This is a genomic window from Burkholderia sp. GW821-FHT14F03 (assembly GCF_058803765.1).
On the sequence record NZ_JBXAPG010000011.1, the window covers coordinates 12,088 to 38,726 of the forward strand.

The 26,639-nt window shown below is 69.8% G+C and carries 21 protein-coding genes and 2 pseudogenes; 9 read left to right on the forward strand and 14 right to left on the reverse strand.

Features of this window, described 5'->3' with window-relative positions; all coding sequences use genetic code 11:
* Positions 1-11: 11 nt before the first annotated feature.
* On the forward strand, positions 12-1,295 hold the full coding sequence (locus AC1RQF_RS09475; RefSeq protein ID WP_492871878.1) for an MFS transporter: 1,284 nt from the start codon (positions 12-14) through the stop codon (positions 1,293-1,295).
* Between the two features lie 159 nt (positions 1,296-1,454).
* On the opposite strand, the gene AC1RQF_RS09480 is transcribed toward AC1RQF_RS09475, so the two are convergent.
* The gene (locus AC1RQF_RS09480; protein ID WP_273995171.1) at positions 1,455-3,539 is read right to left on the reverse strand and encodes a putative bifunctional diguanylate cyclase/phosphodiesterase; all 2,085 of its coding nucleotides are present in this window, start codon (positions 3,537-3,539) and stop codon (positions 1,455-1,457) included.
* 302 nt (positions 3,540-3,841) lie between these two features.
* On the opposite strand from AC1RQF_RS09480, the gene AC1RQF_RS09485 reads away from it, so the two are divergent.
* From AC1RQF_RS09485 to AC1RQF_RS09500, 4 genes and pseudogenes are all read left to right on the forward strand, one after another.
* On the forward strand, positions 3,842-4,810 hold the full coding sequence (locus tag AC1RQF_RS09485) for a TonB-dependent receptor domain-containing protein (RefSeq protein ID WP_492871880.1): 969 nt from the start codon (positions 3,842-3,844) through the stop codon (positions 4,808-4,810).
* Positions 4,811-4,861: 51 nt separating this feature from the next.
* The gene (locus tag AC1RQF_RS09490; RefSeq protein ID WP_337995244.1) at positions 4,862-5,095 is read left to right on the forward strand and encodes a hypothetical protein; all 234 of its coding nucleotides are present in this window, start codon (positions 4,862-4,864) and stop codon (positions 5,093-5,095) included.
* Between the two features lie 520 nt (positions 5,096-5,615).
* Positions 5,616-5,939: a DNA-binding protein gene (locus AC1RQF_RS09495; RefSeq protein ID WP_273995172.1), complete on the forward strand. Its 324-nt coding sequence runs from the start codon at positions 5,616-5,618 to the stop codon at positions 5,937-5,939.
* Positions 5,940-6,130: 191 nt separating this feature from the next.
* Positions 6,131-6,313, forward strand: a pseudogene (locus tag AC1RQF_RS09500) (ABC transporter permease); the annotation flags it as partial.
* Between the two features lie 205 nt (positions 6,314-6,518).
* Here AC1RQF_RS09500 and AC1RQF_RS09505 read toward each other — a convergent pair.
* Both AC1RQF_RS09505 and AC1RQF_RS09510 read right to left on the reverse strand, forming a co-directional pair.
* Positions 6,519-8,585, reverse strand: a complete 2,067-nt coding sequence (locus AC1RQF_RS09505) for a reprolysin-like metallopeptidase (RefSeq protein WP_492871882.1) — start codon at positions 8,583-8,585, stop codon at positions 6,519-6,521.
* Between the two features lie 907 nt (positions 8,586-9,492).
* Entirely contained in the window at positions 9,493-10,923 is a 1,431-nt protein-coding gene (locus AC1RQF_RS09510; RefSeq protein WP_492871883.1) for an aldehyde dehydrogenase family protein, read from the reverse strand.
* Positions 10,924-11,043: 120 nt separating this feature from the next.
* On the opposite strand from AC1RQF_RS09510, the gene AC1RQF_RS09515 reads away from it, so the two are divergent.
* Complete coding sequence (locus AC1RQF_RS09515; protein WP_492871884.1) at positions 11,044-11,934, forward strand: LysR family transcriptional regulator; 891 nt, start codon at positions 11,044-11,046, stop codon at positions 11,932-11,934.
* Positions 11,935-12,253: 319 nt separating this feature from the next.
* Here the strand turns inward: AC1RQF_RS09515 and AC1RQF_RS09520 are convergent, their stop codons facing one another.
* On the reverse strand, positions 12,254-12,571 hold the full coding sequence (locus AC1RQF_RS09520) for a hypothetical protein (RefSeq protein ID WP_492871885.1): 318 nt from the start codon (positions 12,569-12,571) through the stop codon (positions 12,254-12,256).
* Between the two features lie 467 nt (positions 12,572-13,038).
* On the opposite strand from AC1RQF_RS09520, the gene AC1RQF_RS09525 reads away from it, so the two are divergent.
* Complete coding sequence (locus AC1RQF_RS09525; RefSeq protein ID WP_273995178.1) at positions 13,039-13,821, forward strand: response regulator transcription factor; 783 nt, start codon at positions 13,039-13,041, stop codon at positions 13,819-13,821.
* Positions 13,821-15,755, forward strand: coding sequence for a sensor histidine kinase (locus AC1RQF_RS09530; RefSeq protein WP_273995179.1), 1,935 nt, complete (start codon positions 13,821-13,823; stop codon positions 15,753-15,755). The genes AC1RQF_RS09525 and AC1RQF_RS09530 overlap by 1 nt, the downstream gene beginning before the upstream one ends.
* Positions 15,756-15,817: 62 nt before the next feature.
* Here the strand turns inward: AC1RQF_RS09530 and AC1RQF_RS09535 are convergent, their stop codons facing one another.
* Positions 15,818-16,117 carry a type II toxin-antitoxin system RelE/ParE family toxin gene (locus tag AC1RQF_RS09535; RefSeq protein ID WP_252987572.1) on the reverse strand — a complete coding sequence of 100 codons (300 nt, stop codon included), beginning with the start codon at positions 16,115-16,117 and terminating at the stop codon, positions 15,818-15,820.
* Positions 16,114-16,389 carry a YlcI/YnfO family protein gene (locus AC1RQF_RS09540; RefSeq protein ID WP_252987571.1) on the reverse strand — a complete coding sequence of 92 codons (276 nt, stop codon included), beginning with the start codon at positions 16,387-16,389 and terminating at the stop codon, positions 16,114-16,116. The genes AC1RQF_RS09535 and AC1RQF_RS09540 overlap by 4 nt, the downstream gene beginning before the upstream one ends.
* A 270-nt stretch (positions 16,390-16,659) precedes the next feature.
* On the opposite strand from AC1RQF_RS09540, the pseudogene AC1RQF_RS09545 reads away from it, so the two are divergent.
* Positions 16,660-17,403: pseudogene (locus AC1RQF_RS09545) on the forward strand (tyrosine-type recombinase/integrase); the annotation flags it as partial.
* A gap of 65 nt (positions 17,404-17,468) precedes the next feature.
* Here AC1RQF_RS09545 and AC1RQF_RS09550 read toward each other — a convergent pair.
* The 8 genes from AC1RQF_RS09550 to AC1RQF_RS09585 all read right to left on the reverse strand — a co-directional run bounded on the left by AC1RQF_RS09550 (position 17,469) and on the right by AC1RQF_RS09585 (position 26,521).
* Positions 17,469-19,004, reverse strand: a complete 1,536-nt coding sequence (locus tag AC1RQF_RS09550) for an efflux transporter outer membrane subunit (protein ID WP_492871886.1) — start codon at positions 19,002-19,004, stop codon at positions 17,469-17,471.
* Complete coding sequence (locus tag AC1RQF_RS09555; protein ID WP_492871887.1) at positions 19,001-19,975, reverse strand: efflux RND transporter periplasmic adaptor subunit; 975 nt, start codon at positions 19,973-19,975, stop codon at positions 19,001-19,003. The genes AC1RQF_RS09550 and AC1RQF_RS09555 overlap by 4 nt, the downstream gene beginning before the upstream one ends.
* A 1-nt stretch (position 19,976) precedes the next feature.
* Positions 19,977-20,189: a DUF1656 domain-containing protein gene (locus AC1RQF_RS09560; RefSeq protein ID WP_273995188.1), complete on the reverse strand. Its 213-nt coding sequence runs from the start codon at positions 20,187-20,189 to the stop codon at positions 19,977-19,979.
* A 33-nt stretch (positions 20,190-20,222) separates the two neighbouring features.
* Complete coding sequence (locus tag AC1RQF_RS09565) at positions 20,223-22,364, reverse strand: FUSC family protein (protein ID WP_492871888.1); 2,142 nt, start codon at positions 22,362-22,364, stop codon at positions 20,223-20,225.
* 6 nt (positions 22,365-22,370) lie between these two features.
* The gene (locus tag AC1RQF_RS09570; protein WP_492871889.1) at positions 22,371-22,835 is read right to left on the reverse strand and encodes a MarR family winged helix-turn-helix transcriptional regulator; all 465 of its coding nucleotides are present in this window, start codon (positions 22,833-22,835) and stop codon (positions 22,371-22,373) included.
* 567 nt (positions 22,836-23,402) lie between these two features.
* Positions 23,403-24,206, reverse strand: coding sequence for an HpcH/HpaI aldolase/citrate lyase family protein (locus AC1RQF_RS09575; RefSeq protein WP_273995192.1), 804 nt, complete (start codon positions 24,204-24,206; stop codon positions 23,403-23,405).
* Positions 24,203-25,588 (reverse strand): MmgE/PrpD family protein, encoded by a 1,386-nt coding sequence (locus AC1RQF_RS09580; RefSeq protein ID WP_492871890.1) that lies wholly within the window; start codon positions 25,586-25,588, stop codon positions 24,203-24,205. The genes AC1RQF_RS09575 and AC1RQF_RS09580 overlap by 4 nt, the downstream gene beginning before the upstream one ends.
* A 93-nt stretch (positions 25,589-25,681) precedes the next feature.
* Positions 25,682-26,521 (reverse strand): HTD2 family dehydratase, encoded by an 840-nt coding sequence (locus tag AC1RQF_RS09585; RefSeq protein ID WP_492871891.1) that lies wholly within the window; start codon positions 26,519-26,521, stop codon positions 25,682-25,684.
* Positions 26,522-26,639: the final 118 nt, after the last annotated feature.

The following is a 26,639-nucleotide window of genomic DNA, read 5'->3' on the forward strand; positions in this document are numbered from 1 at the left end:
GGAGTACCTGCATGGAATCCAACCCGCTCGAGGTCGCGCAGGACGCGACCGCCGCCGCACCCGACCACTCGATCAAGGCCCTGCTGAAACGCACCCGCTTTCGCAACGTCTGGCTCGCCAGCGCGATGTCGCAGTTCGGCGATACCTGCTTCATGGTCACCCTGCCCTGGCTCCTGCTACAGATGAACCATTCGGGCGTGGTCCTCGGGTCGGTGCTGACGACGCTGGCGGTGCCGCGCGCCGCGCTCCTGCTGGTGGGCGGCGCGTTCAGCGACCGCTACTCCGCGCGCAGCGTGCTGCTGGTTGCGAGCCTCGTCCAGCTCGCGTGCGTGGCGACGCTCGCCGTGCTGACCGTGCGGCACGCGTTGCCGCTGCCGGCGCTCTACGCGCTCGTGTTCTGCTTCGGCATGGCCGATGCGTTCGGGTCGCCGGCCATCCGGGTCCTGTTGCCCGAACTGGTGGAGCGCGAGCAGATCCCGGCCGCCAACGCGCTCACGCAATCCACGGCACAGGTCAGCATGCTCGGCGGGGCGGCGTTCATCGGCGTCGCGCTCGATCGCTGGGGCGCCGCGCCGACGCTCGGCGTGGTGGCCGCGAGCTTCGCCTGCCTCGCCCCGGTGCTGTGGCGGCTGCCCGCCACGGGGGGCCGGCCCGTGCAGGAGCGCGGCCTCGCCCGCGCGATCGTCGACGGCCTGCGGTATGTGCAACGGGAAACCTCGTTGCGCTTGCTGATCATCGCCATCACCTGCGTGAATTTCAGCGCCGCCGGGGCAACCCAGATCGGGCTGGTCACGCTGGCGCACCAGCGTTTCGGCTCATCCACCGACTATGGCATGCTGCTCGTGGCGGCCGGCCTGGGATCGTTCGTCGGCATGATCGGCGCCGGCGTGAGCCGGCGCGTGGTGAACATGCGCGAAACCGTGTTCGCGGCCTGCCTTGCGCTCGGGACGGCGCTGGCGGTGCTGGCGATCCGCCTGCCGTTCTGGCCGGTGCTCGCGGTCACGTTCATGCTCGGCGTGACGGGCGGCTATATCAACGTGCGGGCCTTGTCGTGGCTGCAGGCGGTGGTGAGGAAGGACATGCTGGGCCGCGTGATGAGCGTGCTCGCATTCGCCTCCACCGGGGTCGCGCCGCTGTCGCTCGCGGTGGGCGGCTGGCTCGCGCAGACGCGTCTCGACGCGCTGTTCGCCGGCAGCGGCGCGCTGGTCCTGCTGGTGGCGGTATGCATCGGACTGTCGAAGCGGGCGAGCTGGGCGCCGCTCGCCGAACCGTCGGAGGACGCGAGCGAGGCATGACGGGCGCGCGCCCGGCCGCGTCGGCATCGCCGCGACGCCCGGCGACGCACGCCGTCAGCGTTCGACCCGTGCCGGCTGCGGCCGGCACGCCGGGGTTCCGTCCTCCGCGCCCCGGGTGGCGCCCGGGCACCGAAACCATCGACGGTGCAGCGCTTCCCGTCACGCCGCGCTGCCCGACACCTCGATCTGCGCCACCGACGCCATCAGCCGGTCCGCGGGCATCGGCCGGCCCAGCAGATAGCCTTGCAGGGCGTTGCAGCCGAGCTGCGTGAGGAACTGCTGCTGCTCCGACGTCTCCACGCCCTCGGCGACGATCTCGAGGTTGAGCGTGCGGCCCAGGGCCACGATCGCGGACACGATCGCCGCGTCCTCGGTGTCGTGTTCGAGATCGCGGATGAAGCCGCGGTCGATCTTCAGTTCGCTGGCCGGCAGGCGCTTGAGATACAGCAGGCTCGAATAGCCCGTGCCGAAGTCGTCGATCGAGATGCGCACGCCCATGTCGCTCAGCTGATGCAGGATCCGCACGCTCTCCTCGGCGTTGCGCATCGCGGTCGATTCCGTGACCTCCAGGATCAGGTAATGCGGCGCGAGGCCGTGGCGTTCGAGCGTCTCGCGCACGCTCTGCACGAGGTGGACGTGGGCGAATTGCGAGGCGGACAGATTGACCGCGATGCTCCAGTGGCTGTACCCGGCGTCGTGCCACGCGCGCATCTGCCGGCACGCTTCGTCCAGCACCCACGCGCCGAGCGGAATGATCAGGCCGGCTTTTTCCGCGAGCGGGATGAACTGGTCGGGCCCGATGATCCCGCGCGTCGGGTGCGCCCAGCGCACCAGCGCCTCCACGCCGATGACCGGCCCCTTGGGCGCATCGAACTTGGGCTGGTAATACAGCACCAGCTCGTGCCGCTTGAGGGCGGCGCGCAGGTCCTGCGTCAGTTGCAGCTGCTCGTGCACGTTGACGTTCATCGACGCCTCGAAGAAGCAGTACGCATTGCGCCCCAGCGACTTCGCGTGATACATGGCCGCGTCGGCATGCGCGAGCAGCTCGCGCTGGTGCGCGCCGTCGCCCGGATACATCGCGATGCCGATGCTGGTCGACACGCGCAGCTCGTGGCTCGCCGCCTGGAACGGCTGCTGGATCGCCTCGAGCAGGTTGCCGGCCAGGGTGGCGGCATCCGACGGATCGCTGACTTCGGCGACCAGCACGAACTCGTCGCCGCCCACCCGCGCGATCGTATCCTTGGCGCGCACGCGCGCGCGGATCCGCTGGGCGACCTCGGTCAGCAGCTGATCGCCGACGTAGTGGCCATAAGCATCGTTGACGGCCTTGAAGCCATCGAGGTCCAGGAACATCAGCGAACACATGCTGCCGCTGCGGTCCACCGCCTGGATCGCCTGATCGATGCGATCCTCGAGCAGCAGGCGGTTCGGCAGCTTGGTCAGGTTGTCGTGCAGGGCGAGGTAGGTCAGCTTCTCATTGGCGGCGGCGAGTGACGTCGCCAGCACCAGCGTGCGCGATTCCAGGCGCAGATCGAGCACCGAGATGATCAACGCGACGCCCAGCACGGCCAGCGTCAGGATGCCGACGACGAGCGCCAGCCAGCCGTTGTCGAGGCCGTCGGCCGCGGCGCCGCACACGCTGCCGTACGGGAACCGCGCGGCGGCCATGCCCGTGTAGTGCATGCCGACGATGGCGCCGCCCATCACGACCGCCGCCCCGAGGCGCAGCTGCCAGACGCGCGACGAGTGGTGGCGCAGCCTGAACGCGATCCACAGCACCGCGCCCGAGGCGATCACGGCGATCAGCACGGACAGCGCGACGAGCGACGGCGCGTACTGGATCGACGGCGCCATCTTCATGGCGGCCATGCCGGTGTAATGCAGGCCGGCGATGCCGAGGCCCATCAGCAGGGCGCCGACGCACAGGTGCGCGCCCGGCAAGGTGTCGTGCCGGATCAGCCAGAGCGCGAAGGCCGACAGCGCGATCCCGATCAACAGCGACAACAGCGTGATCCCCGGGTCGTAGCCCAGCGGAATCGGCAGGGAAAAGGCCAGCATTCCGATGAAGTGCATCGACCAGATGCCCGCCCCCATCGCGGATGCGCCGCCGGCCAACCACCATTTCGCGGCGCTTCCCTGGGCCGTCGAGATGCGGCCGGCCATATCCAGCGCCGTATAGGACGCGGCAATGGCAACCAATAGAGAAAACAGAACGATCTGCGGATTGTAGTGACCGACCAACATCGACGAATTTCCTGTGATTTCAATATCAAAGCGTTTCGGTGCGCCGCGATGCAGTCTCGCCGTGCGCCCGATCCGCCCTTGGGTATGATCGGCCGCGTTCGGGCCGACTTTAGCGAGTTCGGGACAGGGATATCGGTCTGTGGGATTTTCTAGGGGACGCAGGGTCGTTCGTCAAGCGTTTGAGGCGGTTGGACTGGTAAACGATAGCGCCGCGGATAGCGCCGCGCGGGCTGCGGACAGCGCGTCACGCGGTCGTCACGTGAATAAGGGGACAGGGGAGCGATGCGAGGAGACATGCCGGGTTGCCGGGTCCGGCCGGATGCGCATGCGGCCGGCGGGCCGGATGCACGCGGGTTGCACGCCCGGGGCACACGCCGAACCTGTTCACGCTGCCCACGGGCAACGTGGGCCTCGGTCTCGGCGCGCAGTTCCTGCACCAGAGCCGGTACGTCGGCATGAGCGCGGACTGGGCGGGCGGCCAGCTGGTCTCGCCGTCGATCCAGCCGGTCGACGGCGAGCGCAATGTCGCCGCCGTGTACGACCAGATCGACGTCCCGCTCCTGAAAAGCCTCACCTTCAGCCAGTCGGGCCGCTACGACCGCTACAGCGATTTCGGCGGCGCGTTCTCGCCGCGCTTCCAGCCGGTGCGCACGCTGACGATGTACGGCTCCTACACGCGCGGCCTCCGCGCGCCGCCCCTGATCGAGAACACCGCGTCGCGCACCTTCGGCCCGCAGGACGTGGTCGATGCGCAGGACCCGGCCAATCCGGGCGCGTACCACGTGGTCGAGGAGATCCGCGCCGGCAAGCGCAGCCTGCCGCCGGAACGCACGAAGCACTGCAACCTGGGCTTCCTGGCGTCGCCGACCCGCGACATCGACATCGGCTTCGACTTCGGCTTCGACTGGTACAAGATCCACATCGACAACGTGATCGGCACGGACGACGTGCAGGCCGTCGTCAACCGGAACGATCCGTCCACGGTGATCCGCAACGCGAACGGCTCGATCGCCTATGTGTTGCGGCCTGATCGGAACCTGTCGTACCTCGACACGGACGGCTTCGAGGCGACCTTCCGCCAGCCCGTCGCGACCCGCATCGGCACCTTCACGCTGTCCGGCGACTGGGCGCACGTCTGGCATTTCAAGATGCCGGTCGGCGGCGTGACGCGCGACTTCGCCGGCAACAACGGCGCGCTCAACCAGCCGTTCGGCGGCAGTTCGCCGCGCTGGAAGGGCAATACGAATCTGGACTGGAACGACCGGCGCTGAACTGCGCGCCTGAGCTGGCCGTATGTCGGCCCGTACGCGCAGGCGATCCTGGTGCCCAACGCCTACCGGGGCATGGCGGGCGACGTGGCGTCGTACGGCCCGTTCAACCTGACGCTCACCTACACGGGCTTCAAGCACTGGACGCTGTACGCGGGCATCGACAACCTGTTCAACCGCAAGCCGCCGTTCGATCCGGTGTGGATGGCGCTGCCGACGGGTGACGACACCTCGCTCTACAGCGATGTCGGGCGCTTCGCGCAGGTGGGGACGACCTACAAGTTCTGAGGCCGTCGACGCGAGCGCACGCGGGGCGGTGCGAATCCGCGAGCGCGCGGCGGCGGGGGACGTCATTTCTTGCGCTTTGATTCGCCGCGCAGCATGAAAACGCGGATCCCGCCTCCACGACGCCGAGGGGAGGTTTCTTGCGCGGGGCGTATGCGACGCGCCTCACGCTACCTCGGGCAGATACCTAGACGCGGGGGCGCGGAATGCGCTTGCCACACCTCGCCCCCCGGTCGTGTTCCGCCCCGCCCGCCTTTGTCACGTTACATCCATGAACGCTTTTGCTGCGGTTTGCGCGCGCCGGGCTTCGGGCCGCGCGCGACCGGGCCGCGCCCTCCTTCGAACACGCACCGCCCGGCGGGCCTGAGCGCCCGATCGAGGCCGCGCTCGGCCCCGCGCCCGGCTCGCGGGTACGGTTTTTGCGGCGCTAGAGGCGGAGACCCGCCGGCATGATCGACGGGCCGATTCGAACCCTCAGGCGTCGCCGGCGCGATGCCTGGCCCAACCGACCAACGGAGCAACCATGGACGCGCTCCCGAACCAGTCCGACGCACGATTCCAGGCCTTCCTGGCGAAGCTGCTCGAGCAGCCTCAGGCCAGCTGGAATGAGAAGCAACAGATCGAACTCGATACGGCCCGCGCGCTGTCGTCGGAAATGCTGCGCATCGCGGAACAGATGCGAGCCGACACGGCGAGCTTCGACAACTGGCTTGCGCTGCTCAAGTACGCCAAGGTGCTCGATTTCATCCTGTCGTCGCTGGCCGCGCGGCGGGAGATCAATCCGAGAACCTTGCGGACGATACTCAAGCTGGCCAACTTCAGCATCGATCCGGCCTACCCGGACTGAGCCGCGCGCGACGCGTTCGCGCAGCGACCCGACGCGCGCGCCGTTCGCCGTTGCGCCTGCATGCATCGCGGACGCCATGCCGACGGCACGGCCGTCGCGCCCTTGCAGGCCGCTGCGCCGCAAGCGGCGACCGCGCGGCGATGCCCATCCTTCGCCCCTGCCCCGATCGCCGCCCACGCAGCGGCCGTCCGGCCCGCCGCTGCCTCGCCGCGGCGCACGGCCTCGGCTTCCCGCTGAGCGACAGACGGGAAACCGGCCGCCCCGATCTGGTGTTCGGCGCGCTTCTGCTGCTCGCCGCGCTCGGCAAGCTGAACGACGGACTGGAACGACGGACTGATGTGCGCGTTCGAACCGCGCTTTCCGGGTTGGCGCGACGCCACCCGCGCCGCGCATGCGGGCGACGCCTCGGCGGCGCCTCATGCGCGCCGGGAACCGCTCCGGCGCCCGGCTCGATGCGCGCGTCGAACGCCCATGCTACGGCGCACGGACCGCGCTCGGGCCATCGGCCCGGTCCGTCGAACGCGGCGAAACATTGGCGGGGCGCCGCCGCGCGCGCAACCCCGCCACCCTGCATGGGCGTTACTTGGCGATGGTGAAAACCGTCGGCGTGACCGCGAAGAACACGTTGTCCGTGCAACTTACCCGGACACGCGCCTTGTTCGACGCGACCGTCGGCAACGTGACCTTGGCCGCGCCGTTGTTGGGTACGCTGGCCAGCAGCGGATCGGGCAGATAACTGTAGCCGCCATCGAGCGAAAGATCCAATCGGACATTCGCGCAAGCGATCGGCGCGGCGTCGGTCTTCGCCACGTTCCACGCGATGGTCTGACCGGAGCCGGCCGCCCATTTCACTTTCGCTCTCGGCGCGGTGACCGCGAAAGCGCCGCCGGTATCGACCACGTTCAGGTACATGTTGCCGGTGGCGGTATTCGGTCCCACACCGAGCGGTTGCGACATCGCGACGTTGTCCCGGACCGTGACGCGGAAACTGAGCTTGCGATTGGTCACCGGATAAACCTCGCCATTGCCGAGCGGCTCGTCGCCCAGCACGGCCGCGAGGTGCGGGAAAGTCTGCTCGGGTTCGGCGTGCGGCTTGAACGAACGGAAGATCGGTCCCTGGCCGTCGTCCTTCAGCTCGCCAAATTGCTCGGGGCCGAAATCGAACTGCTCCCAGGTATAGGTCAGGACGCTGGCGCCGCTGCCCTTGGCGGCCTTCGCCTTCAACGTGAATGGCGTCCGCGCCGGCACCGAGTAATGCGCGCGCCCCGTCGTGAACGCGTCCGGCGGCACCAGCGATTCCGGATCGAGCCACGGCGCGCCGCTCTTGTTGAGCGTGCGTTTCGCACAGCTGCCGCCCGCGCTCGCGATCCAATCGTGGATCATGCCGACGCTGCTGCTGTTGAAATACGGATCGGTATGCGGTTGATAGGAAATGATGCCGCCATACACGCCTGCGTAACCCATGATCGTGGACCCTTCCCCGGGTTCGACCGCATCCTCTTCCGGCGTGCTGCGCCTGGCGTTGAACGAGTGATACGAGCCGAACGAATGGCCGAGTTCATGCGCGACGTAGTCGACCGCGAACGCGTCGCCGACAGGATCGAGACGGCCGGTGCTTCCCGCGGCCTTGCTGTCGTCCTGGCAGGTGCTGGCGATCGACGCCATGCCGCCGGTGCCGTCCCCCGCCACCACGTGACCGACGTCGAAGTTCTTGTTGCCGATCACCTTGGCGAGGTTCTTCACGTTCTTGTCGTTGATCGCGTCGGTGCCGGGAGACAATCCCGCGTATGGATCGGTGCGCGTTTCCGTGTAGATGATCTTGTCCTCGCTCGGGACCAGCGCCAGATGCACGCCCAGGTCGTTCTCGTAGATTTCGTTGATCCGGTTGACCATGGTCGCGACCGCGGCAAGACCATCGACGACCGTTCCGCCGAAACTCTTGGTGTAGGTGCTGGTCGCGGCCATCGCCAGGCGGTATTCGTACATCACGTTGCCGCCCGCGCGCGCGCCGGTCGCGCTGCCGGGCGCTGCTCGGCTCGTCCGCTTCTGTACACGGGCGCCGTTGAGCAGGTTCTTGTCGAAGCCGTCCTCATTGAACGGCGAGACGCCCGGCAAGGCTGCGCGCCGGAAGGACCAATACACGTCGCCGCTGTCGCTGGCCTTGTTCGCCCGCCCCGACAATTGCACGGCCGGCTGCACCAGCCATACGCCGTCCTTGTCGCCATAGACCGCCGCTTGCAGGCCCTGCGGCGTGATGTCGACACGGGCGCGGCGGCCCTTGTCGTCCACGCCCTTGTAGCTCTTCAGGCTTGGATAGCGCTTCGCCAGCGCGGGCGGCAGCACGTCCGACTCGGTCAGCGTGAAATAAGTCATCCCGCCTTCCGGCAGCGGCAGCGCGAGGACGCTGCCCTGCCCGAGCGCCGTCGTCGTCGCGGCGCGCGCCGACAGTTCGGTCTTGAGATGACCCAGGTCCAGCGTCACCGCGCGATAGGAAGACGGCACGGATGACGTCGCACCGCGCCCCGCCAGCGCCGCCGACGCCGACGCAGGGACCTCGTGCCAGAATCCGGCCGTGTCGGCCGCCTGGGCGAGCGACGCACAGCCCCATGCCGCCAGGACTGCGCACGTCAAGATAATATTTTTCATGCTGAGGATTCCTATTTTATTTGAAGCGATATCGTTGATGAAGGCATGGCGATTTTCGGAGACGCTCGGCCTGGCTGATCAGGCGCGGTAGACCGTTCGCGCACGTATCGGCAGCCCGTGCGCGACGCTCAGACGCGCGCCGCCGCGCCGGAAACGGCGTCCCGAGCGATTCCCGGACGGACTTTGCTCGACGTGACCGTTGCTGGACGGCAATCCATACCGGAGCCGATCATCGGCTCGATAGACGGCGAGATCCCTCCGCCGACCTATTCGATGCGCGACTGCCATGTGCGCTCGCGTTCATGCGAACGGCAACAGCATTCCCTCGCCGATCGAGTTCAGCGGAAAATCGTAATTTTTGACGGGGAGAAACGACGGCGTGCTATGTGAAGAAAGTCATGGTGGATGGCCCTGTTGTTTATGGATCGTCGATAAACAAGCTGTGTTCTTCGACACATGCTCGTCCACGGTCGCCGTCGCGACAGTCAGTCGTCCAGATCAATCCGCGCGGGAAGGCAATTCGCCTGATCCCATCGAGACCGTCCGATCGATCTGCCCTGTGTCAACGCCTGCAGCACACTGGATTGCGATCCGGTTCGGCACCGGCGCAATCTATCGCCGAATATACTTCGTAATCTTTTGCAACGGAATAAGAAGGTCCGTGGAAGACAAAAGATTACAAAACACGCCGGGCATGATGCGTGTTTCATTGATAGTCGCAGGCGCTGGACCCCTTGAACCCTTGACCGACGCTTGGATCAGGGTCAATCGGCCCCGGCGTTTCGCCACTGGGGCCGATGAATTCAGGCGTGGCAGCCGCGGCACCCGGTAGAGAAGCCCGATAGCGCGGCGCCGCACGAGACATGCACGGATGTCCCGCGAGCGCGTCGGGCAAAACGCTTGCTTGCTAAACTCGGCCCGCGCTCATCAGCAGGGCCTTGGGTTCCAAGTACGCACTCATGCCCCAGCGCCCCATTTCGCGCCCGAGCCCCGAATGCTTGAAACCGCCGAAGGGTGCGCGCGGCTCGTGGGTCAAGGTGTTGACGAGCACTCGGCCCGCATCGATCTGGCGTGCCACACGCTCGCACCGTTCGGGGTTCGTGCCCAGCACCAGGGCGCTCAAACCATAACGCGTGTCGTTGGCCATGGCGATCGCATCGGCGTCGTCCGCGTAGGGGATGATGGTCAGCACGGGTCCGAAGATTTCCTCGCGCGCGATGCGCATCTGGTTCGTGGCTCGGGTAAAGAGCGTGGGCCTCACGAACCATCCGGCGTGCAGCCCCTCGGGCCGACCTTCGCCGCCGGCCAGCAGCGTCGCGCCTTCTTCCTGCCCGATGCGAATGTAGCGCTGCACCCGTTCCCATTGCTTCTTGCTCACCATCGGGCCGATGTCGGTGTCGGGCAGGCGTGGGTCGCCGGAGCGGACGTGCGAGACCGCCTCCTTTGCGACCTGCTCGAACTCGGCCAGGCGGCCGCGCGGCACGAGGATGCGCGTGCCCGCGATGCAAGCCTGGCCGCTGTTCATGAAGCCCGCCATCAGCACCAGCGGCATGGCGGCGGCAAAATCCGCATCGTCCAGCACCACGGTCGGCGACTTGCCGCCCAACTCCAGCGTCACGCGCTTCATCGTGGCGGCGCCGGCGCCCACCAGATGCTGCCCCACCGCGGATGAACCCGTGAACGAGATCTTGGCCACGCCGGGGTGGCGCGCGATCTCCTCGCCGACGACATCGCCACGGCCATTGACGATGTTGAAAACGCCCGGGGGCAGGCCCGCTTCGTGCAAGGCCTCGGCCACGACCTGCGTCTGCAAGGCGCTCATCTCGCTGGGTTTGATGACGGCGGTGCAGCCCGCCGCCAGCGCGGTGGCCAGCTTGTTGCAGATGAAGCCCGCATTGCTGTTCCAGGGCGTGATCAGGCCCGCGACGCCCACGGGCGTATGGATCACCGTGGCTTCGCCGGCCTGCTCCTCGAACGCGAAGGACGCCAGTGCGTCGATGGCCTCGGAGATGACCGCGGCCGGATAGGTTGCCATCCAGCGCCCGCGCGTCGTCGGCGCGCCGTATTCCATCAGGATGACTTCCATCAGTTCCTCTTCGCGTGCCGCCACGGCCCGGTGCATGCGCCGCAAGGCTGCGATGCGCGCTTCGCGCGTGGTGCGCGACCAGGCGGGAAAGGCGGCCTGGGCCGCCGCGATGGCGCGCTGCGCGTCCTGCGCGTCGCCCAGCCGCACCTGGCCGATGACTTCCTCGGTGCTCGGGTTGTGCAGGTCGAACCATTCCTGGCCGTGCGGCTTGACGAATTCGCCGTTGATGTAGAGGTGCTCAACACGTTGCATGGCGGATCTCTTCGAGAGGGGGAATGCAACGCAGTCTAGGAAAGTGTTACTGTTCTGAAAAGACGCCTTATTGTTGATGATGTATCCGGAAAATCAGGACAATCCATGCACCGAACCGGCATGACCGAACTGGAAGCGGTGCTGGCCGTCGCGCGTCGCCGCAGCTTTCGAGGCGCGGCGCAAGCGCTGGGCATGTCCACCACCGCCGTCAGCAGCGCCGTGGCCGGGCTGGAGGCGCGCCTGAAGGTGCGCCTCTTCAACCGCTCGACGCGCAGCGTGGCCCTCACCGACGCGGGGCAGCGCTATGTGGAGCGTATTGCGCCGGCGCTCGCCGAAATCCAGAGCGCGGGGGAAGAAGCCGGCACCGGCCCGGATCTGCCCAGCGGCACGTTGCGCATCAACGCCCCGCAGGGTGTGGCCACCCTGCTGCTGGAGCCGCTTTTCCTGGCGTACGCGCAGCGCTATCCCGGGATACGCATCGACATCGTGAGCGAATCACGCATGATCGACATCGTGGCCGATGGCTTCGACGCCGGCATTCGTCTGGCCGAGTCAGTTCCGCAGGACATGATCGCCGTGCCGCTGTCGCGCGACCTCCGCATGCTGGTCGTCGCCACGCCCGACTACCTCGATCGCCACGGCATCCCGATGCACCCGCGCGACCTGCTCCAGCACCAGAGCATCGGCATGCACATGTCGCACGGCGGCATCTACCGCTGGGAACTGGAGAAGAGCGGCCAGAAACTGCAGATGGATTTACCCGTGCGCTTCGCGCTCAACGAGCTGTCGGCCATCAAGCAGTCCGTACTACTGGGACTGGGTGTCGGCTTCCTCTCCGAATGGTTGATCGAGGAAGAGTTGACGACCGGCGCGCTGGTGCCCTTGCTGGTTCCGTGGTGTCCGTCGTTCGGCGGACTGAGGCTGTACTACTCGGGACATCGCTTCGTGCCAGCGCGCCTGCGTGCGCTCATCGGCCTGATTCACGAATTGCGCCTGGCTGATCCGCTTTAGGAATCCTGGATCTGATCCAGGGTGAGTTTTGCGGCGTTTCAGCGCCAGCCGGCCCCACCGAAATCCCCGGTTGCCGGGCGAATTCCGCTGGCGCCGACGCTTCGAGAACAGCGTGAGGCCGGCTCTCGCTGTAATCCCGGCGCGCTATCGGCGCTACCCGGTCGGTTCGCATCGGGTGTTCCATCGTGAAACGGCGCACTCGCTGGACGTGATCCGGGTGTTGCACCAGCGCATGGATGTCGACCGGCATTTATCGTCGGCCTGCCCCGTGGGACGCGCTCACGCCACCCATCGCGCCCAAGCTCGGACGCGTACCCGATCATGTCTCCCACTGCGCCTGCGCGCGCAACACGCCGGCGCGCCCCCCGGGCAGCGGCGAGCGCATGGGCCCCACGCCCGGCGCAGCGGCGCCCGCCGCCGGCGCATAGCGCGACCGGATCGCCGCCGCGACCGTGCAGCGGCGGCAGTGCTCGTCGGGCCAGACGGGCGCACGCGCATCCCACGGCGCGAGACGGCGCGACGACGACGGCGACGGCGACGGCGCGTCCGCCGCCCGCGACGCGGTCGCGGCGCGCACGCCCTCTCCGCCGTCGCACGCGCTCAGCGCCATGCTCAGCGCGAGCGTCGTCAGCGTCACTGCCCATCGTCCTGTCCGCGTCATCTGTATCCTTGGTCGTTCACAACGGCCGCATAAATTAACGTCAACAATCGCGATCCGCGAGCTTCTTTTTTTGCTAAATTCTGTCCAATTCTGTCGGCCACCACCGCCGACGGCGAACGGCCCGCCGAGACGGGTCGCTATGGGGACGAAGGACATCGTATGACGCTGCGCGAGAGGTGTCATCCTGCTCGGCCCGCCTTGGGCAACGGGCCTGTCGTCGGCCAGCCGGCGCCCGCCCGGGCGCGGATTGCGGCGGCGCGTTCGCGCGCCGCCGCGCCTATCCGTCGCGCGCGCCGGGCGCCGTATCGTGCCCCGTCGCGGCCGCGCCGCGCCCCGCCGCTCGACCGGTGCGCCCGCGGCTTCGCCGCAGCGGCTTTTCCCCACGAGCCGGCCGGATCTTGCTACATTTCGCCCCCCTTCCACCACCTCTCCAGGAGTCGATCTTGACGAGCCGCATCCATGCGCCCGGCCTTGCCGTCGTGGAAGACGACGTGGGACTGTGCGACGACCTGGTGGATTTCCTGTGCAGCCGGGGTTTCGACGCGCGCGGCTACCATAGCGCCGAAGCATTACAACTCGGCGTGACGACCGCGCGCCTCGATCTCGTCGTGCTCGACGTGCTGCTGCCCGGCGCGGACGGCGTGGAGACGGCGCGCTGGCTGCATCGCACCCGACCCGACATCGGCATCGTGATGCTGACGAGCCTCGACTCGACGCACACCCAGGTCGACAGCCTCACGGCCGGCGCCGACGCCTATCTTGCCAAGAACGCCTCGCTCGACGTGATCGAGGCGACCTGCCGCGCCGTGCTGCGGCGGCGCGACGCGATGCACGCACCGGCGGCCGGCGATCCGGCGGCCGGCGCACCGGCGGCCGGCGCACCGGTAGCCGCCGCGCCCGCGGCCGACCACTGGACGCTGACGCCGCACGTCTGCCTGCTCACCACGCCGGCCGGCACGCGCATCGCGATCACGCCGGCGGAAGCGGCCTTCCTGCGGCCGCTGTTCGAGCGCGCGGGCACGCCGGTCGAGCGCAGCGATCTCCTCGCGAGCATGGGCAAGCAGGAAACCCTGTCCAGCCTGCGCAACCTCGACAACTGCGTGCGCCGCCTGCGCGGCAAGGTCCGCCACGCGGCCGGGCTCGAATTCCCGATCCGGCCGAGCTACGGGCTCGGCTACCTGTTCGCGGCGCCGGGCAGCGTGGTCCCGATGCCGGGACCGGCGTGATGCGCGGCGCGCGCTCACGCGCCGTCCGATCGCTCGCGCAGTGCGTCGGATGGCTCGCGCTGTGCCTGCTGCTCCCGGCCGCGGCGTGCCGCGCCGCGGCCGTCGCGCCGCCGCTCGTGCTCACGGCCGACACCAGACAGGCCACGCTCGCCGGCCACCTCGCGCGCCACATCGATCCGGACGGCCGCCTCGGCGTGGACGAGATCGCCCGCACGGCCGCCTTCGCGCCACTGCCCGGCTTCAGCACCGGCGGCTACAGCGCCGCCGCCCAGTGGTATCGCGTCACCGTCGCGCGCACGGCGCAGGCGCGCGCGGATTGGGTCCTGGAACTCGGGCAGGCCTACCTCGACGACGTCCGCGTCTATCTGCCGCAAGCGGCGGGCGGCTTCAGCGAAGTCCGGCTGGGACGCACGGTGCCCTATGCGCAACGGCCGCTGCCGACCCGCCTGCACACGCTGCGGCTGCATCTGCCGGACACGCAGCCGCGCACGCTCTACGTGCGCGTCGCCTCGATCAGCACGCTGTCGTTCTTCGGCGAGGTGTGGGATCCCGACGCATTCATCGGCAAGGAAACGCGCGGCAATTTCGCCTACGGCGGCTACTTCGGCATGCTGCTGCTGTCGATCGTCATGTATGCGTTGCTGGGCAGCTGGCTGCGCGACGCGTCGCTGCTCGCCTACGCCATGTACGTGGTCACGCTGTTCGTGTCGTACCTGACGCTGAACGGCTATGCGGCCGTCGTGTTCGCGCCCGACGATCCGCGCTGGCTGGTCGCGCTGACGGGGCTCGGCTCGATGACCGGCACCCTGACCGCGATCCTGATGTGGGACCGCTTCCTCGACCTGGGCCGCCACATGCCCCGCGTGCACCGCACGATGATGGTCTGGGCCGGCCTGCTGATTCCCGGCATGTTCAGCGTCGTGTCACCGGCCTATCGGGTCTTCGCCAATGTCTCGAACGGTTCCGCGGCGCTGCTCACGCTCGCGGTGCTGCCGGGCATCGTGCTGTGGCGCATCGCGCGCGAACCCCGGCAGCCGCTGCTGTACCTGTACTTCCTCGCGTTCATCTGCGCCATGCTGAGCGCGGGCCTGCAGGCGGGCATGGCGGTCGGGGCGGTGCCGCTCAACTGGATCACCCTCAACGGCTATCAGGTCGGCTCGCTCGTGCACGTGCTGCTGCTCAATCTCGCGCTTGCCTGGCGCGTCAAGCAGATCCAGCACGACAAGCTGCGCGCCGAACAGGCGGCGCTCGCCGCCGCGCAACGCGCGGGCGAACAACGGCAACTGGTTGCGATGCTGTCGCACGAATTCCGCACGCCGCTCGCCGCGATCTCGCGCGCGGCGCAGTGGCTCGGCCTCAAGCTCGCGCCGCTCGCGGACCCCGATCGCGAGCGCCTCGCCCAGATCCGCACGCGGGCCGACGGCCTGTTCGCGCTGGTGGACAAGTTCCTCGTCTCGGAGGCGCTCGATTATCGGATGGCGGCCCTGTCGCGCGAACCGGTCGGGCTGCAGGCGTTCCTGCACCACACGCTCGACGCGCTCGACGACGGCCGCGCGCTCGCGCGCATCCGCTGCCGGATCGAACCGCCCGACACCGCGTGCCGCGTGGACCCGACCCTGTTCGGCCTCGCGATCGGCAATCTCGTCGTCAACGGCCTGCGCTACTCGCCCGAGCATCATCCCGTGGCCGTCACCGCGACGCGCGACGCGCACGCGTGCGTGATCGACATCATCGACCAGGGCGTCGGCATGAACGAGGCCGAGCTGGCCCGGCTCGGCACGCCGTACTTCCGCGCGCATGCGACGGCGAGCGCCGGCACGGGGCTCGGCTTCCTGCTCGCCCGCAAGATCATCGAGGCGCACGGCGGCACGCTCAGCGTGCGCAGCGCGCCGGGCGCCGGCACGACGATGAGCGTGCGCGTGCCGGCGGCCTGAACGCGCCGCCGCGACCTGCCTCGGTGAGACCGCCTCGGTGAGCGATTCCGTGACTCGGGGGGTTAGTGGTAATCGTCTTCGCGCTGATGACGGATCGCGAGGATCGTGACCTGCCGGTCATCCTCGATCTCGAACAGCGCGACGTAGCCCGACGCGCCGAACGAGACGATCAACTCGCGCAGGAACGGATTGCGCGCATCGACCTTGCGGCAGGTGAAGGGAAAGGTCTGCAGGATCGTCAGGCTCTGGCGGATGGTCGCGAGCGCCCGTTCCGCGGTGTCGAGATCCTCGTCGAGCCAGAAGCGGTACAAGCGGACCAGGTCCTCGCGCGCCGCGCGGGTATAGCGGACGCGATAGCTCAACCGGCCGCCTTCGCGGCGCGGGCGGCCTGCAACATCGCGTCGAGTTCGTCGTGCACGTCGTCGGCGTCATGGTAGACGCCCGTGCGGCGCGCTTCCTCGCGCGCCGCCAGCCCGCGGGCCACGAATTCGCGCTGCAGGCGACGCCGCGCGATGCCATCGCGCAACGCCTCTTCCATGAACGCGGACAGCGTTTCATGCTCGGCCAGTTCGGCTTCGGCCGCCTGGCGCAGTTCCGGATCGACACGCAGCGCCGGCATGGTGGCAGTCTTCATCACGCACCTCGTGCATTACAAATGTGATGCATCTTAGCACGAAAGCGGCGGGCCCGAGCAACGCGCCGCCTGCCGGCATGGAAGGTCGCGCGAATCGAAGATTCGCGTTTCGGTTGCGTCATCGTGAAATCAGTATATAAAGTAGCGATGCCCGATCGACATGCCTGGCTCCATACGCCCCTCGACGCCTACCAGCGCTGGCAGGAAACCGCCGCCGTCGGCGCGCACCGACGGCCGTTCGCCGCGCGCTCGGTGATCCAGCACCGGGCGATGTTCGAGCACTTCCATCGGCATCTCGGCGCGCAGCGCGTCTCGCTCGCGACCTTCGGGGCCGTGCATCTCGACGCCTTCTTCGACAGCCTCGCGCCGCGCTGCGCGCCAGGCACCACCACCCGCCTGCGTTATCTGAAGCTGCTCGACCGCCTGTGCCGCCATCTGGTCGAGACGGACGTGCGCGACGCCAATCCGGTCGCGCCGTACCTGCTCGCCGCATGCTGGCCCGATTCGGAGCCCGATCCGCTGTTCCTGTCCAGCGACGACGACCGGCGTTTGCAGCAGCACGTCGGCGAACTCGATGCGCTGGCGCCGCGCGCGCTACGCAACCGCGCGATCACCGCGCTGCTGCTCGCGACCGGCATCACCGCCCACGAATTGCGCGTCGCGCGGCGCGCGCACCTCGTGCCGGCGGGTTCCGCGCCGTACATCGAGATCCCCGCGCATGGCGCACGGCCCGCGCGTCAGGTCGCGCTCGCGGCGTTCGCGCTGCCGGCCTTGCGTCAATGGCTGGCGAGCACGGCGGCCGATGCGACGGCGCGACTGTTCCCCGCGCCCCGCGGCGGCGCGATGAACGACGCCACCCTCGGCCTGATCGTCCGCGACGCGCTGGGCGCGCTCGACATCCGTCTGCCGGACATGAGCCCGCGCGTGCTGCGCAACACCTGCGCGCGCCGCGCGCTGCAAGCCGGCGAACCCGGCGATGCGGTCGGCGCGGCGCTCGGCCTGACCAGCCCGCGCACCATCCAGCGTCTCATCGCGACGCTCGGGCCGGCGGCCATCGACGCCGCCGCGGCACGCGCGCCTCAGTCCGCGCGCCCGGCCGCCGCGGCAGGCCCACCCACGCCGGATGCGGCCGGGCCGGGCGTCGCTACGCCGGGCGTCGCCACGCCGGGCGTCGCCACGCCGGATGTCTCCCCCTCCCACCCGCCTCCCAGCGCGCGAAACAGCTGAACCTGATCGACGGCCACCTGCCCGTCCGCCGCCGCCACTTGCGCCTGCACGCTCGTCAGCGTGCGGGTCGCATCGAGATCGTCGAGGAAGGACGCGCGCCCGGCCCGATAGAGCCGGTGCGTCTCGTCGGCCGACTGTCGGGCGGATTCATAGGCGACGCGCAGCGCATCCGCGCGCTGCGTGTCGGCCGCATAGGTCGCGAGGCTCGTCTCGGTCTCGCGCAGCGCGCGCAGCACCACGCCGTCGAAATTCGCGAGCGCGCCGCGCGTCGCCGCCTCCGCCTCGCGCACGCGCGCGCGCTGGCCGTTCACCGGGAAATTCCAGCTGATCAGCGGTCCGAACGACCAGCGGTTGGTCTTCGACGACAGCAGATCGCCCGCGATGCCGACCGACCCGACACCCGCGCCGAAGCTGATCGACGGATACAGTTCGCCCACGGCAACGCCGATGCGCGCGGTCGCGGCCGCCAGCTGCCGCTCGGCCTGCCGCACGTCCGGACGACGCCTGAGCAGCGCCGCGCCGTCGCCGACCGGGATCGGCTGGCGCAGCGTCGGCAGCGCGGCGCAACGCAAGACGCCCGCCGGCAGATCGGCCGGCGCGCGCGCGAGCAACGCGGCGAGCTGGTACTGCGCGACCCGCCGCCGCCCCTCGAAGCGCGGCGGCTCGGCGGCCAGCGTCTGGACCTGGGTCACGCCGCGCGTCACCTCCGACTGGCTGCCGCGCCCGGCATCGCGCAACTGCCGCGTGAGCGCGACGCGCTTCTGCTGCAGGGCGACCGAATCCCGCGCGATGGCCAGCTCCTCGGCGGCGGAACACGATTCGACATACGCGCGCACCACGTCGGCCACCACGGCGATCCGCGCGAGGTCGCCCGCCGCCGCGACGGCCTCGGTGTCCGCGCGCGCCGCCTCGACGCCGCGCCGCAGCGTGCCGAACAGATCCAGCTCATAGGACACGCTGAGCCCCAGGCTGCCCTCGGTCTCCACCGGCAGCTTGCTCGACAGCAGATACTGCTCGGCCGATTCCTGCGCGCGCTGGAACGCCGCCGACGCGCCGCCCGAGAACCCGCCCTGCGCATCGGCCACCGCCAGCGCGGCGCGCGACCGCGCGAGGTTCGCGGCCGCGACGCGCAGATCGGTATTCGACTGCAAGGCCTGCCTGACGAGCGTGTCGAGCAGCGGATCGTCGTACAGCCGCCACCAGTCCGCCGGCAGCGCGCGCTGCGACACCGGCGCACGGTCGGCGCCCGCGATGGCGCCCTGCGCGAGCGGCGCGTGAATCAGCGCGCCGTCCGGCGTGCGATAGTCCGGCCCCACCGTGACGCACGCGCCAAGCGCCGCGACGAGCGGCAGCAGCGCGCACGCGCGCGCGATCCGGCGGCGCGTCATTGCGAGGCTCCGGCGGCGCGCGCCGCCGAAGCGGCCCCCGTATGGACGGCCCCCGCATGGGCGGCCCCCGCGGAAGCGGGCGCCGCCTTCCCGGCATACGCCGGCTCGCGCATCGCGACGGTGGCGGTGCGGCCCGCGATCATGCGGAAGTCGTCCGGCACCTCGTCGAGCGCGACCCGCACCGGAATCCGCTGGGCCAGCCGCACCCAGCTGAACGCCGGGTTCACGTTGGGCAGCAGGTTCGCGCCCTGCGTGCGGTCGCGATCCTCGATCGCGGCGACGATGCTCTGCACGTGGCCGCGCAGCGGGCGCGGCTCGCCCATCACGGTGATCTCGACCGGCTGGCCGAGATGGATGCCGCGCAGCTTGGTTTCCTCGAAATAGCCGTCGACGCGGAACGAGTGCAGATCGACCACCGACAGCACCGGCCGCCCCGCGCTCACGTATTCGCCGCGGCGCGGCGCGCGATCGTTCAGGTAGCCGTCGACGGGGCTCACGATGGTCGTGCGCTGCAGGTTCAGCTGCGCGGTGTCGACGCTGACCTGCGCGTCCGCGACGGCGGCCTCGCCCTGCTCGACGCGCGTGCGGCTTTCCTCGACCCCCTCGCGCGCGACCAGGTTGCCGAGCGCGAGGTTGCGCGCGTATTCGCGGCGCGCCTGCGCGAGCGTCGCCTGACGCTGCCGCAGCGCGGCCTGCGCGAGGCGCTCGGCGAGCGCGTAACGCGCCTGGTCGATCACGAACAGCACCTGGCCGCGCGTGACCGGCTGGTCGTCCTTGACCTCGACCGCGGTGATGAGCCCCGACACATCGGGGGCGACCTGGATCACGTCCGCGCGGACGTGGCCGTCGCGCGTCCAGGGCGAGAACATGTAGTAGTCGACGATCCGCCACAGGACGACCGCCGCCGCCGCGACGACGATCAGGGTCAGCAGGATCTTGCCGACGGAGACTGCGCTGCGCTTGACGTTCACGTTAGCTCACCACCATGCGATGCGAAATGAAAATGACCGCGGCCAGCACGAACACGTAGATGCCGAGATCGAAGACGGAGCGATGCCAGACCAGCCGATAGAAGCCGACCCAGGTGAGCAGGCGCCCGATCGCGAGGTTGATCAGATAGGCGATCAGCATCAGGAACAGCGGCGCGGGCACGAACACGCCGAACACATCGACTTCACCGATCATGCCCGCCTCCGCGTGGTGTCATGGCGCGTGTGCTCATGCTCCGGCCTCCTCCGTCGCCTGCGGCCCGATGCCGGACATCGCCGGAAACAGCGACAGCCGCAGGCCGACCAGCGCGTGCTGGGTATCGCGCAGCCAGCGCTGCTTCACGGTCGAACGCCGCGGCGGCGCCTCCGGCGTCGCCGAAGGATCCGCGCCCGGCTCCGTCCCGGCCGCGCGCGCGCCGCGCGCGACCTGCCGCATCGCGCTGTCGATGTCGTCGAGCAGGGTGGTGGGCGCGGGCTCGCGCGTCCGGCTGTCGGCGCAGCGCTGGAAGTGCCCGCCCACGCCCGCGAGCACGCGGTCGAGCGCGGCCGTCACGTCGTCCGGCAACTTGCGGCGCGTACGGCGCAGGTCGAGCGCGTTGAACGCGACGCGCAGATCGCGAAAGCTGTCGATCGACGGATGGCGGTGGTCGTCCGACGCGGCGAGACGCCGCAGCAGCTGCATGACGCGGTCGACCATCCGCGACGCGAGATCGCGCTGTCCGTCGAGCTGCGGCGTCAGCGCCGCGCGCGCGACGTCCGCCCAGCTCGAATGCAGCAGGCGGCGCGCCGCCAGCTCGGCGCCGAACGGACGCGTCGTGCGCGTCCACAGGTACGCGAACACGAGGCCGGCGAGGCTCGCGAGATTGCTGTTGAGGAACACGAAGAAATCCGCCTCGTAGGCGCTCTGGATGCTGATGAAGGTGGCCGTGTTGACCGCGACGAGCATCGCCACCATGTTGAAGCGCGGCCGGGCGATCAGCGTGCCGGCCACCAGGAACGGCACGAGGAACAGCAGCACCAGCATCGCGAAGTCATGCACGTTCGGCAGCACCACGAAGACATAGAGGCCGGCCAGCAGCACGCTCACGCAGGTGGCCGCGAAGAACCGGAACACCATCGGCGCGGGCTCGTCGAGCGCGGCGAAGAAGCTGCACGCGATCGCGACCATCGTGACCGCGGCCGCGCCGTCGTGCCAGCCCGACACGATCCACAGCGCGGACGAGACGACGATCGCGGCGGCCACCGTGAGCGTCGAGAACGCCATCATGCCGCGATCGAAGAAGCGCTCGGTGCCGCCCAGCCGCCAATGGCGGTAACGCGGCAGCCAGACGCCCGATTCGCGGGCGATCAGCGCGCGCAGCGCCCGGCAGTCCTGCCAGACGTCGATCATCTGCTGGAGACGCCACAGCGCGTTCGACAACAGCGCGCCGTCCCAGTCCGCCAGCGCGGCGGAATCCGGCTGCAACGCGGCGATCCGCGCGCGCAGGCCGTCGGCGACCGGGTCGCCCTGATCCTCGCGATCGGCGTCGGCGCGCGCCGGCAGCGGCGCGTCGAACCAGCGCGCGGCGTCGGCGAGCAGCGCGTCGAGCTCCGCCGGCCCCGAGCGCGGATGGCGCATCAGCGCGATCAACGGATCGGCCAGCGCGGAGACGACCGGCAGAAACAGCTGCATGCGGCCGCGCAGCGCGCCCGCGCGCGCGAGCAGTTCCGACGGCGCGTGATCGTAGTCCAGCTGGCTCAGCAGCATCTCCAGCCCGTTGACGGTGGCGGCCATGCGTTGCCGACACGCCGACAGGGCCTTGCCCGCGAGACGCCCGGACAGCGTCTCGCGCCCATAGAAGGCCGCGTCGCGGAACCAGGCGTCGGCCTGTTCGAGCAGCGCCGGCGCGAGCCGGCTCGGCAGCACGACGCTGCCGACCACGCTCGCGCAGACGATGCCGAGCACGATCTCCTCGGTGCGCGCGATCGCGACGTCGAAGACCGTGGTCGGATCCGTGACGGTCGGCAGCGCGATGAGCGGCATCGTGTAGCCGGCGAGCATGAACACGTAGCTGCGCGCGGTGCGGTCCGAGATCGCGAGATACAGCAGCGTCGCGGACCACAGCGCGACGATCGCGCTGAACAGGAACGGCGTCTCGACGAACGGCGGCACCAGGAAGACCGCCGCGGACGCGCCGAGCGCCGTGCCCAGCGCGCGGTACAGCGCCTTCGAGCGCGTCGCGCCGACGAACGGATTGGAAACGATGTAGACGCTCGCCATCGCCCAGTACGGGCGCGGCAACTGGAAATACAGGGCGAGGTAGAGCGCGAGCATCGCGGCGGCAAATGTCTTGCCGGAGAACAGCCAGTCGCGGAGGGTGGGATAAGCCATCGCGCGTCACGGGCGCGCCGGCAGATTCGCCACGCCGACGGGATCGGCTTCGCGGAACGCGTTCAGCACGCGCAGCGTCGCTTCGAGATCCGCCCGGCTCACGCCCTTCAGCACGCGTGCGCGCAGCATCCGCAGGTCTTCCTCCATGCGTTCGGTCAGCGCGCGTCCGGCATCGGTCAACGCCACGATCTTCGCGCGGCGGTCGTCGGGATCCGCCTCGCGCCGCATCAGGCCGGCCGCGCACAGCTGGTCGAGCAGCCGGACGAGCGACGGCCCCTCGATGCCCACCTGCTCGGCCAGCTCGACCTGCCTGACCGCCGCGCCGAGCCGCCCCGCCACGATGAGCGGCACCGCGCAGGCTTCCGACACGTTGTACGCCGCGAGCACGCCGTCGCTCACGCGACGCCATTTGCGCGCGGACAGCACCAGCTCGCTGCTGACGGTGCGACGGAGGTTATGCAGGTTCGACATGGGCGGGATGATATCGCAATATTATTCGATAGCAAACTATCTAATTGACGAACCGCCGCGCGGCGGCCGTGCGAGCCGATCGGCCCGGCGGCTGTGCGTGTGCGGCCCCCCCGGTGCGGAACGCTTCACGATTTGACGGATGGCTTTCAAGCCCGACGCGGCATGTCGGCTTGACATGCGGCCGTCACATGCACGCGCGAACGCGCAGGACTGCTTCGCGCCGGATGCGCCGCTTATCCTGCAACTGTCGGCGACCGGCGTCAATTCGGGGGATTGCCCGGGATGGGCGGAAAGCATCCGGAAGCATGCCGCGTTCGTCGGCGCGGCTGCGGGATGCGGATCGATGACGCCTGAGCGCGCGCGACGCCAGCGCGCTCATCAGGCAAGGCGAGAACCAACCGAGCGGCTTCGGGAACGGTCACCCACGAATCGGATGCGGTCAAACGGCGCCCGCGCATCCGGTCCGCGCGTCGGCGAAACCGGCCGTCACGCATCCCCGCGCGGTATATCGACAGGCGCCCTTCCTCTCCGCCCGCACCGCGGGCAAGGCGCGTGGCGCGCCCCGCCTCAGCGCCCGAGCATCCGGCGCGCTTTCAGAATGACCGGCAGATCGACCATCCTGCCGTCGACCGCGACCGCCGCGCCGCCGCTCGCCGCCAGCGCCGCCAGCACGCGCGCGGCCCACGCCTGCTCGGCCTCGCTCCACGCGTAGGCGCGGTGCACCGCGTCGAGCTGCCTCGGATGAATGCACAGCTTGCCGCCGAAGCCGAAGCGGCGCGCACGGCGCGCATGCCGCTCGATTTCCGCCGGATCGTCGATGACCGTCGCAATGCCGTCGAGCGGCGCGGCGATGCCGGCCAGTCGCGAAGCCAGCACGATCTGCGAGCGGAACAGATCCAGTTCCTCGCCGTCGCCGTCGATGCCCAGGTCGACCTGGAAATCGAGCGTGCCGAACGCCACCCGCGCGACGCGCGGCGCGCCGCAGATCACGTCGAGACGCGCGATCCCGCGCGCGGTCTCGATCAGCGGCATCAGCGCGAGACCGTCGTGCGCGCGCTCGAGCGCCGCGGCCAGCGGCGCGCGCGTCTCGCATTTCGGCACCAGCAGGCCGGCCACGCCCGGATGCGCGGCGAGCGCCGCGAGATCGTCGGCGAACCAGCCGGTCTCGGGCGCATTCACGCGCACCCAGGCGGGTCGCGCCGGATCGAGGTGCGCCGCCACGGCCGCGCGCGCGGCCGGCTTGCCGTCCGGCGGCACCGCATCCTCCAGGTCGAACACCACGACGTCGGCGCCCGATGCACGCGCTTTCTCGAAACGGTCGGCGCGATGGCCCGGTGCGAACAGCCACGCGCGCGGTGATGCGGCCATCATGCGAGGGTCTCCGTCAACACGGTCTCCATCGTGGTGTGCGCGGCCACCGTCCACGCGCGTGCGACGAGCGCCGCGGCCTCCGCATCCGACGCCGCCCCCGAGAACGCCGCGAGCCGCCGCACCTTCGCCTCGATCTCGTCGCGCGACAGCGTATTGCCCGGATCGCCCTTCGGTTCGTCGACGCGCCCCGTCCGCACCCGGCCGTCGCGGGTCGTCACGCTGACCTTGCCGATCCAGCGCGCCGGATACGCGCGCTCCACCTCGTCGTCGAGCACCATCCGCACCCGCTCGCGAAACGCCGCGACATCGGGCGCCGCGTAGTCGCGCGCGAACGTGTCGACGCCGGCGTCGCCGCGCAACGCGATCAGCCCGAGCACGGTGCCCATGCTGAACTTGGCCTGATGGACGCTGCCGGGCGCCGCGACGGCGCCCAGCACGTCGAGCGCGCTCTGGTGCACGTGCGCGGTCACGGCCTCGATGTCGGCCGCCTTCAGGCCCTCGCGCGCCATCACCGCGCGCAGCGCGTCGGCGGCCGGATGCGTGTGCCGGCACGACGCGTGATACTTGAACGACGTTTCCCCGATCGCCCAGCGCGCGCCGAGACGGTCCACCAGACGCGCCGGATCGGCATCGGACGACATCGCCGCGCCCATCCCCTGCGCGCCCTCGAGGATCCGCGTCGCGCCCTTGAAGCCGTCGCGCGCCAGCTCGGCCGCCATCACGCCGTTCGCCGCGGCCATCGCCGTATGCAGCTGCTTCGAATCCGCCGCATCGCGCAGGAACGCCCACAGGCCGCTCGCCTGCGTGCCGGCGGAGCCGAACGCATCGAGCATCTGCGCGCCCGACAGACCGAGCAGGCGGCCGGCCGCCGCAGCCGCCGCGAGCGTGCCCGCGGTGCCGGTGGTGTGGAACACCTTGTAGTGACTGCGCCCCAGGAATTCCCCGACGCGGATGCCGACCTCATAGCCCGCCACCACGGCCGTGATGAATTCACGGCCGCTCGCGCCGCGCGCCTGGGCGAGCGCGAGCGCGGCGGGAAACACCACGGCGGCCGGATGAAACACCGCGCCGTTGTGCACGTCGTCCTGCTCGGCGAAATGCGAGGCCGCGCCATTGATCATCGCGGCGAAATACGGCGCGGCGCGGGTGCGGTCGATCAGCACGTCGGCCGTGCCGGCCCCCCGCGGGCTGCCGCCTGCGCGGCGCGCGAACGCCGCGATCGTCTCGACCGGACGCGCGCCGCGCCCGGCCAGCGCCGAACCCAGCCAGTCGACGTAGAGATTCACCGCGCGTTCGGCCACCTCGACGGGAAGCGCGTCGAAGCGCAGCCCGGCCGCGAAGTGCGCGAGCGCGCGGCTCGGGTGTTCCAGGCAATCGGTCATGGGGTCTCCTCGGATCGCGCCGCGTGCGCACGCTCCTGATCAAGGGTCGGCAAGGTGGCATCGGTGAACCGCATGGCTGCGTGCGGGCGTCGATCAGTCGAGCGCCGCCGTCGCCTGCATCGTCAGCCAGCCCTCGTGATCCTGCGCCCACAGCTCGACCTGCGAACCATCGGCCGACGGTATGCCGCACAACGTGAACGGCTGGCCGGCGAAGGTCGGCCGCACCGCGCGATACGAGAATTCGGCGAGCCGGCGTGTCGGGCACTCGCGGCCCACCAGGTCCGCCAGCAGCGTGGCGAGCAGCGGGCCGTGCACGACGAGCGCGGGATAGCCTTCTTCCTGCGTCACATAGGGCGCATCGTAATGAATGCGGTGGCTGTTGAAGGTCAGCGCCGAATAGCGGAACAGCAGCACCGGATCGGCCTCGACCGTGCGCCGCCAGAGCGCGCCGTCGGGCGCGCGGACGGGCGCGGGGCCGGTCTCGCCCGGCGCGGGTGCGGCCCGGTAGACGAAATCCTGCTCCTCGTCGAGGCGCGGCGCGCCGCCGACCTCGATCGTATGCCGCACCGTGACGAACACGAGGCGGCCCGAGCGGCCCGTCTTGTCCTCGATCGCGGTGATCGTCGAGGTGCGGCGCGCGCGTTCGCCGAGCGCGAGCGGCGCGGCGAAGCTGAGCCGGCCGCCCGCCCACATCCGGCGCGGCAGGTCGATCGGCGGCAGGAATTCGCCCCGGCGCGGCAGGCCGTCCGCGCCCGCTTCGGCGAGCGGCGACACCGGCAGGAAATACAGCCAGTGCCACAGCGGCGGCAGCGCCGCGCAGCGCAGCGGGCTGCCGAGCGCGGCGGCGAGCGCGTGCGGGCCGAACGCGCTCAGGTCGTCTTCCGCGGTCTCCGTGCGGTCCACCCACGCCTCGAATCGCTGCCCGTCCGTCATCGTCCGTCTCCTCGCATCCGCTATATGCCTGCACTATGAGCGCGCGCGCGTCCCGCGCACTCCGCTTTCACGAATCGCGCCTTCGGTTTTGCTTAAGCGGGCGCGCTCGGGCACACAC

Excerpts from the sequence above, each read along its gene's own strand:
- AC1RQF_RS09475 (WP_492871878.1), top strand. The coding sequence starts at position 12 with ATGGAATCCAACCCGCTCGAGGTCGCGCAGGACGCGACCGCCGCCGCA.
- AC1RQF_RS09480 (WP_273995171.1), bottom strand. The coding sequence starts at position 3,539 with ATGTTGGTCGGTCACTACAATCCGCAGATCGTTCTGTTTTCTCTATTG.
- AC1RQF_RS09495 (WP_273995172.1), top strand. The coding sequence starts at position 5,616 with ATGGACGCGCTCCCGAACCAGTCCGACGCACGATTCCAGGCCTTCCTG.
- AC1RQF_RS09505 (WP_492871882.1), bottom strand. The coding sequence starts at position 8,585 with ATGAAAAATATTATCTTGACGTGCGCAGTCCTGGCGGCATGGGGCTGT.
- AC1RQF_RS09510 (WP_492871883.1), bottom strand. The coding sequence starts at position 10,923 with ATGCAACGTGTTGAGCACCTCTACATCAACGGCGAATTCGTCAAGCCG.
- AC1RQF_RS09515 (WP_492871884.1), top strand. The coding sequence starts at position 11,044 with ATGACCGAACTGGAAGCGGTGCTGGCCGTCGCGCGTCGCCGCAGCTTT.
- AC1RQF_RS09530 (WP_273995179.1), top strand. The coding sequence starts at position 13,821 with ATGCGCGGCGCGCGCTCACGCGCCGTCCGATCGCTCGCGCAGTGCGTC.
- AC1RQF_RS09540 (WP_252987571.1), bottom strand. The coding sequence starts at position 16,389 with ATGAAGACTGCCACCATGCCGGCGCTGCGTGTCGATCCGGAACTGCGC.
- AC1RQF_RS09550 (WP_492871886.1), bottom strand. The coding sequence starts at position 19,004 with ATGACGCGCCGCCGGATCGCGCGCGCGTGCGCGCTGCTGCCGCTCGTC.
- AC1RQF_RS09560 (WP_273995188.1), bottom strand. The coding sequence starts at position 20,189 with ATGATCGGTGAAGTCGATGTGTTCGGCGTGTTCGTGCCCGCGCCGCTG.
- AC1RQF_RS09565 (WP_492871888.1), bottom strand. The coding sequence starts at position 22,364 with ATGGCTTATCCCACCCTCCGCGACTGGCTGTTCTCCGGCAAGACATTT.
- AC1RQF_RS09570 (WP_492871889.1), bottom strand. The coding sequence starts at position 22,835 with ATGTCGAACCTGCATAACCTCCGTCGCACCGTCAGCAGCGAGCTGGTG.
- AC1RQF_RS09575 (WP_273995192.1), bottom strand. The coding sequence starts at position 24,206 with ATGATGGCCGCATCACCGCGCGCGTGGCTGTTCGCACCGGGCCATCGC.
- AC1RQF_RS09580 (WP_492871890.1), bottom strand. The coding sequence starts at position 25,588 with ATGACCGATTGCCTGGAACACCCGAGCCGCGCGCTCGCGCACTTCGCG.
- AC1RQF_RS09585 (WP_492871891.1), bottom strand. The coding sequence starts at position 26,521 with ATGACGGACGGGCAGCGATTCGAGGCGTGGGTGGACCGCACGGAGACC.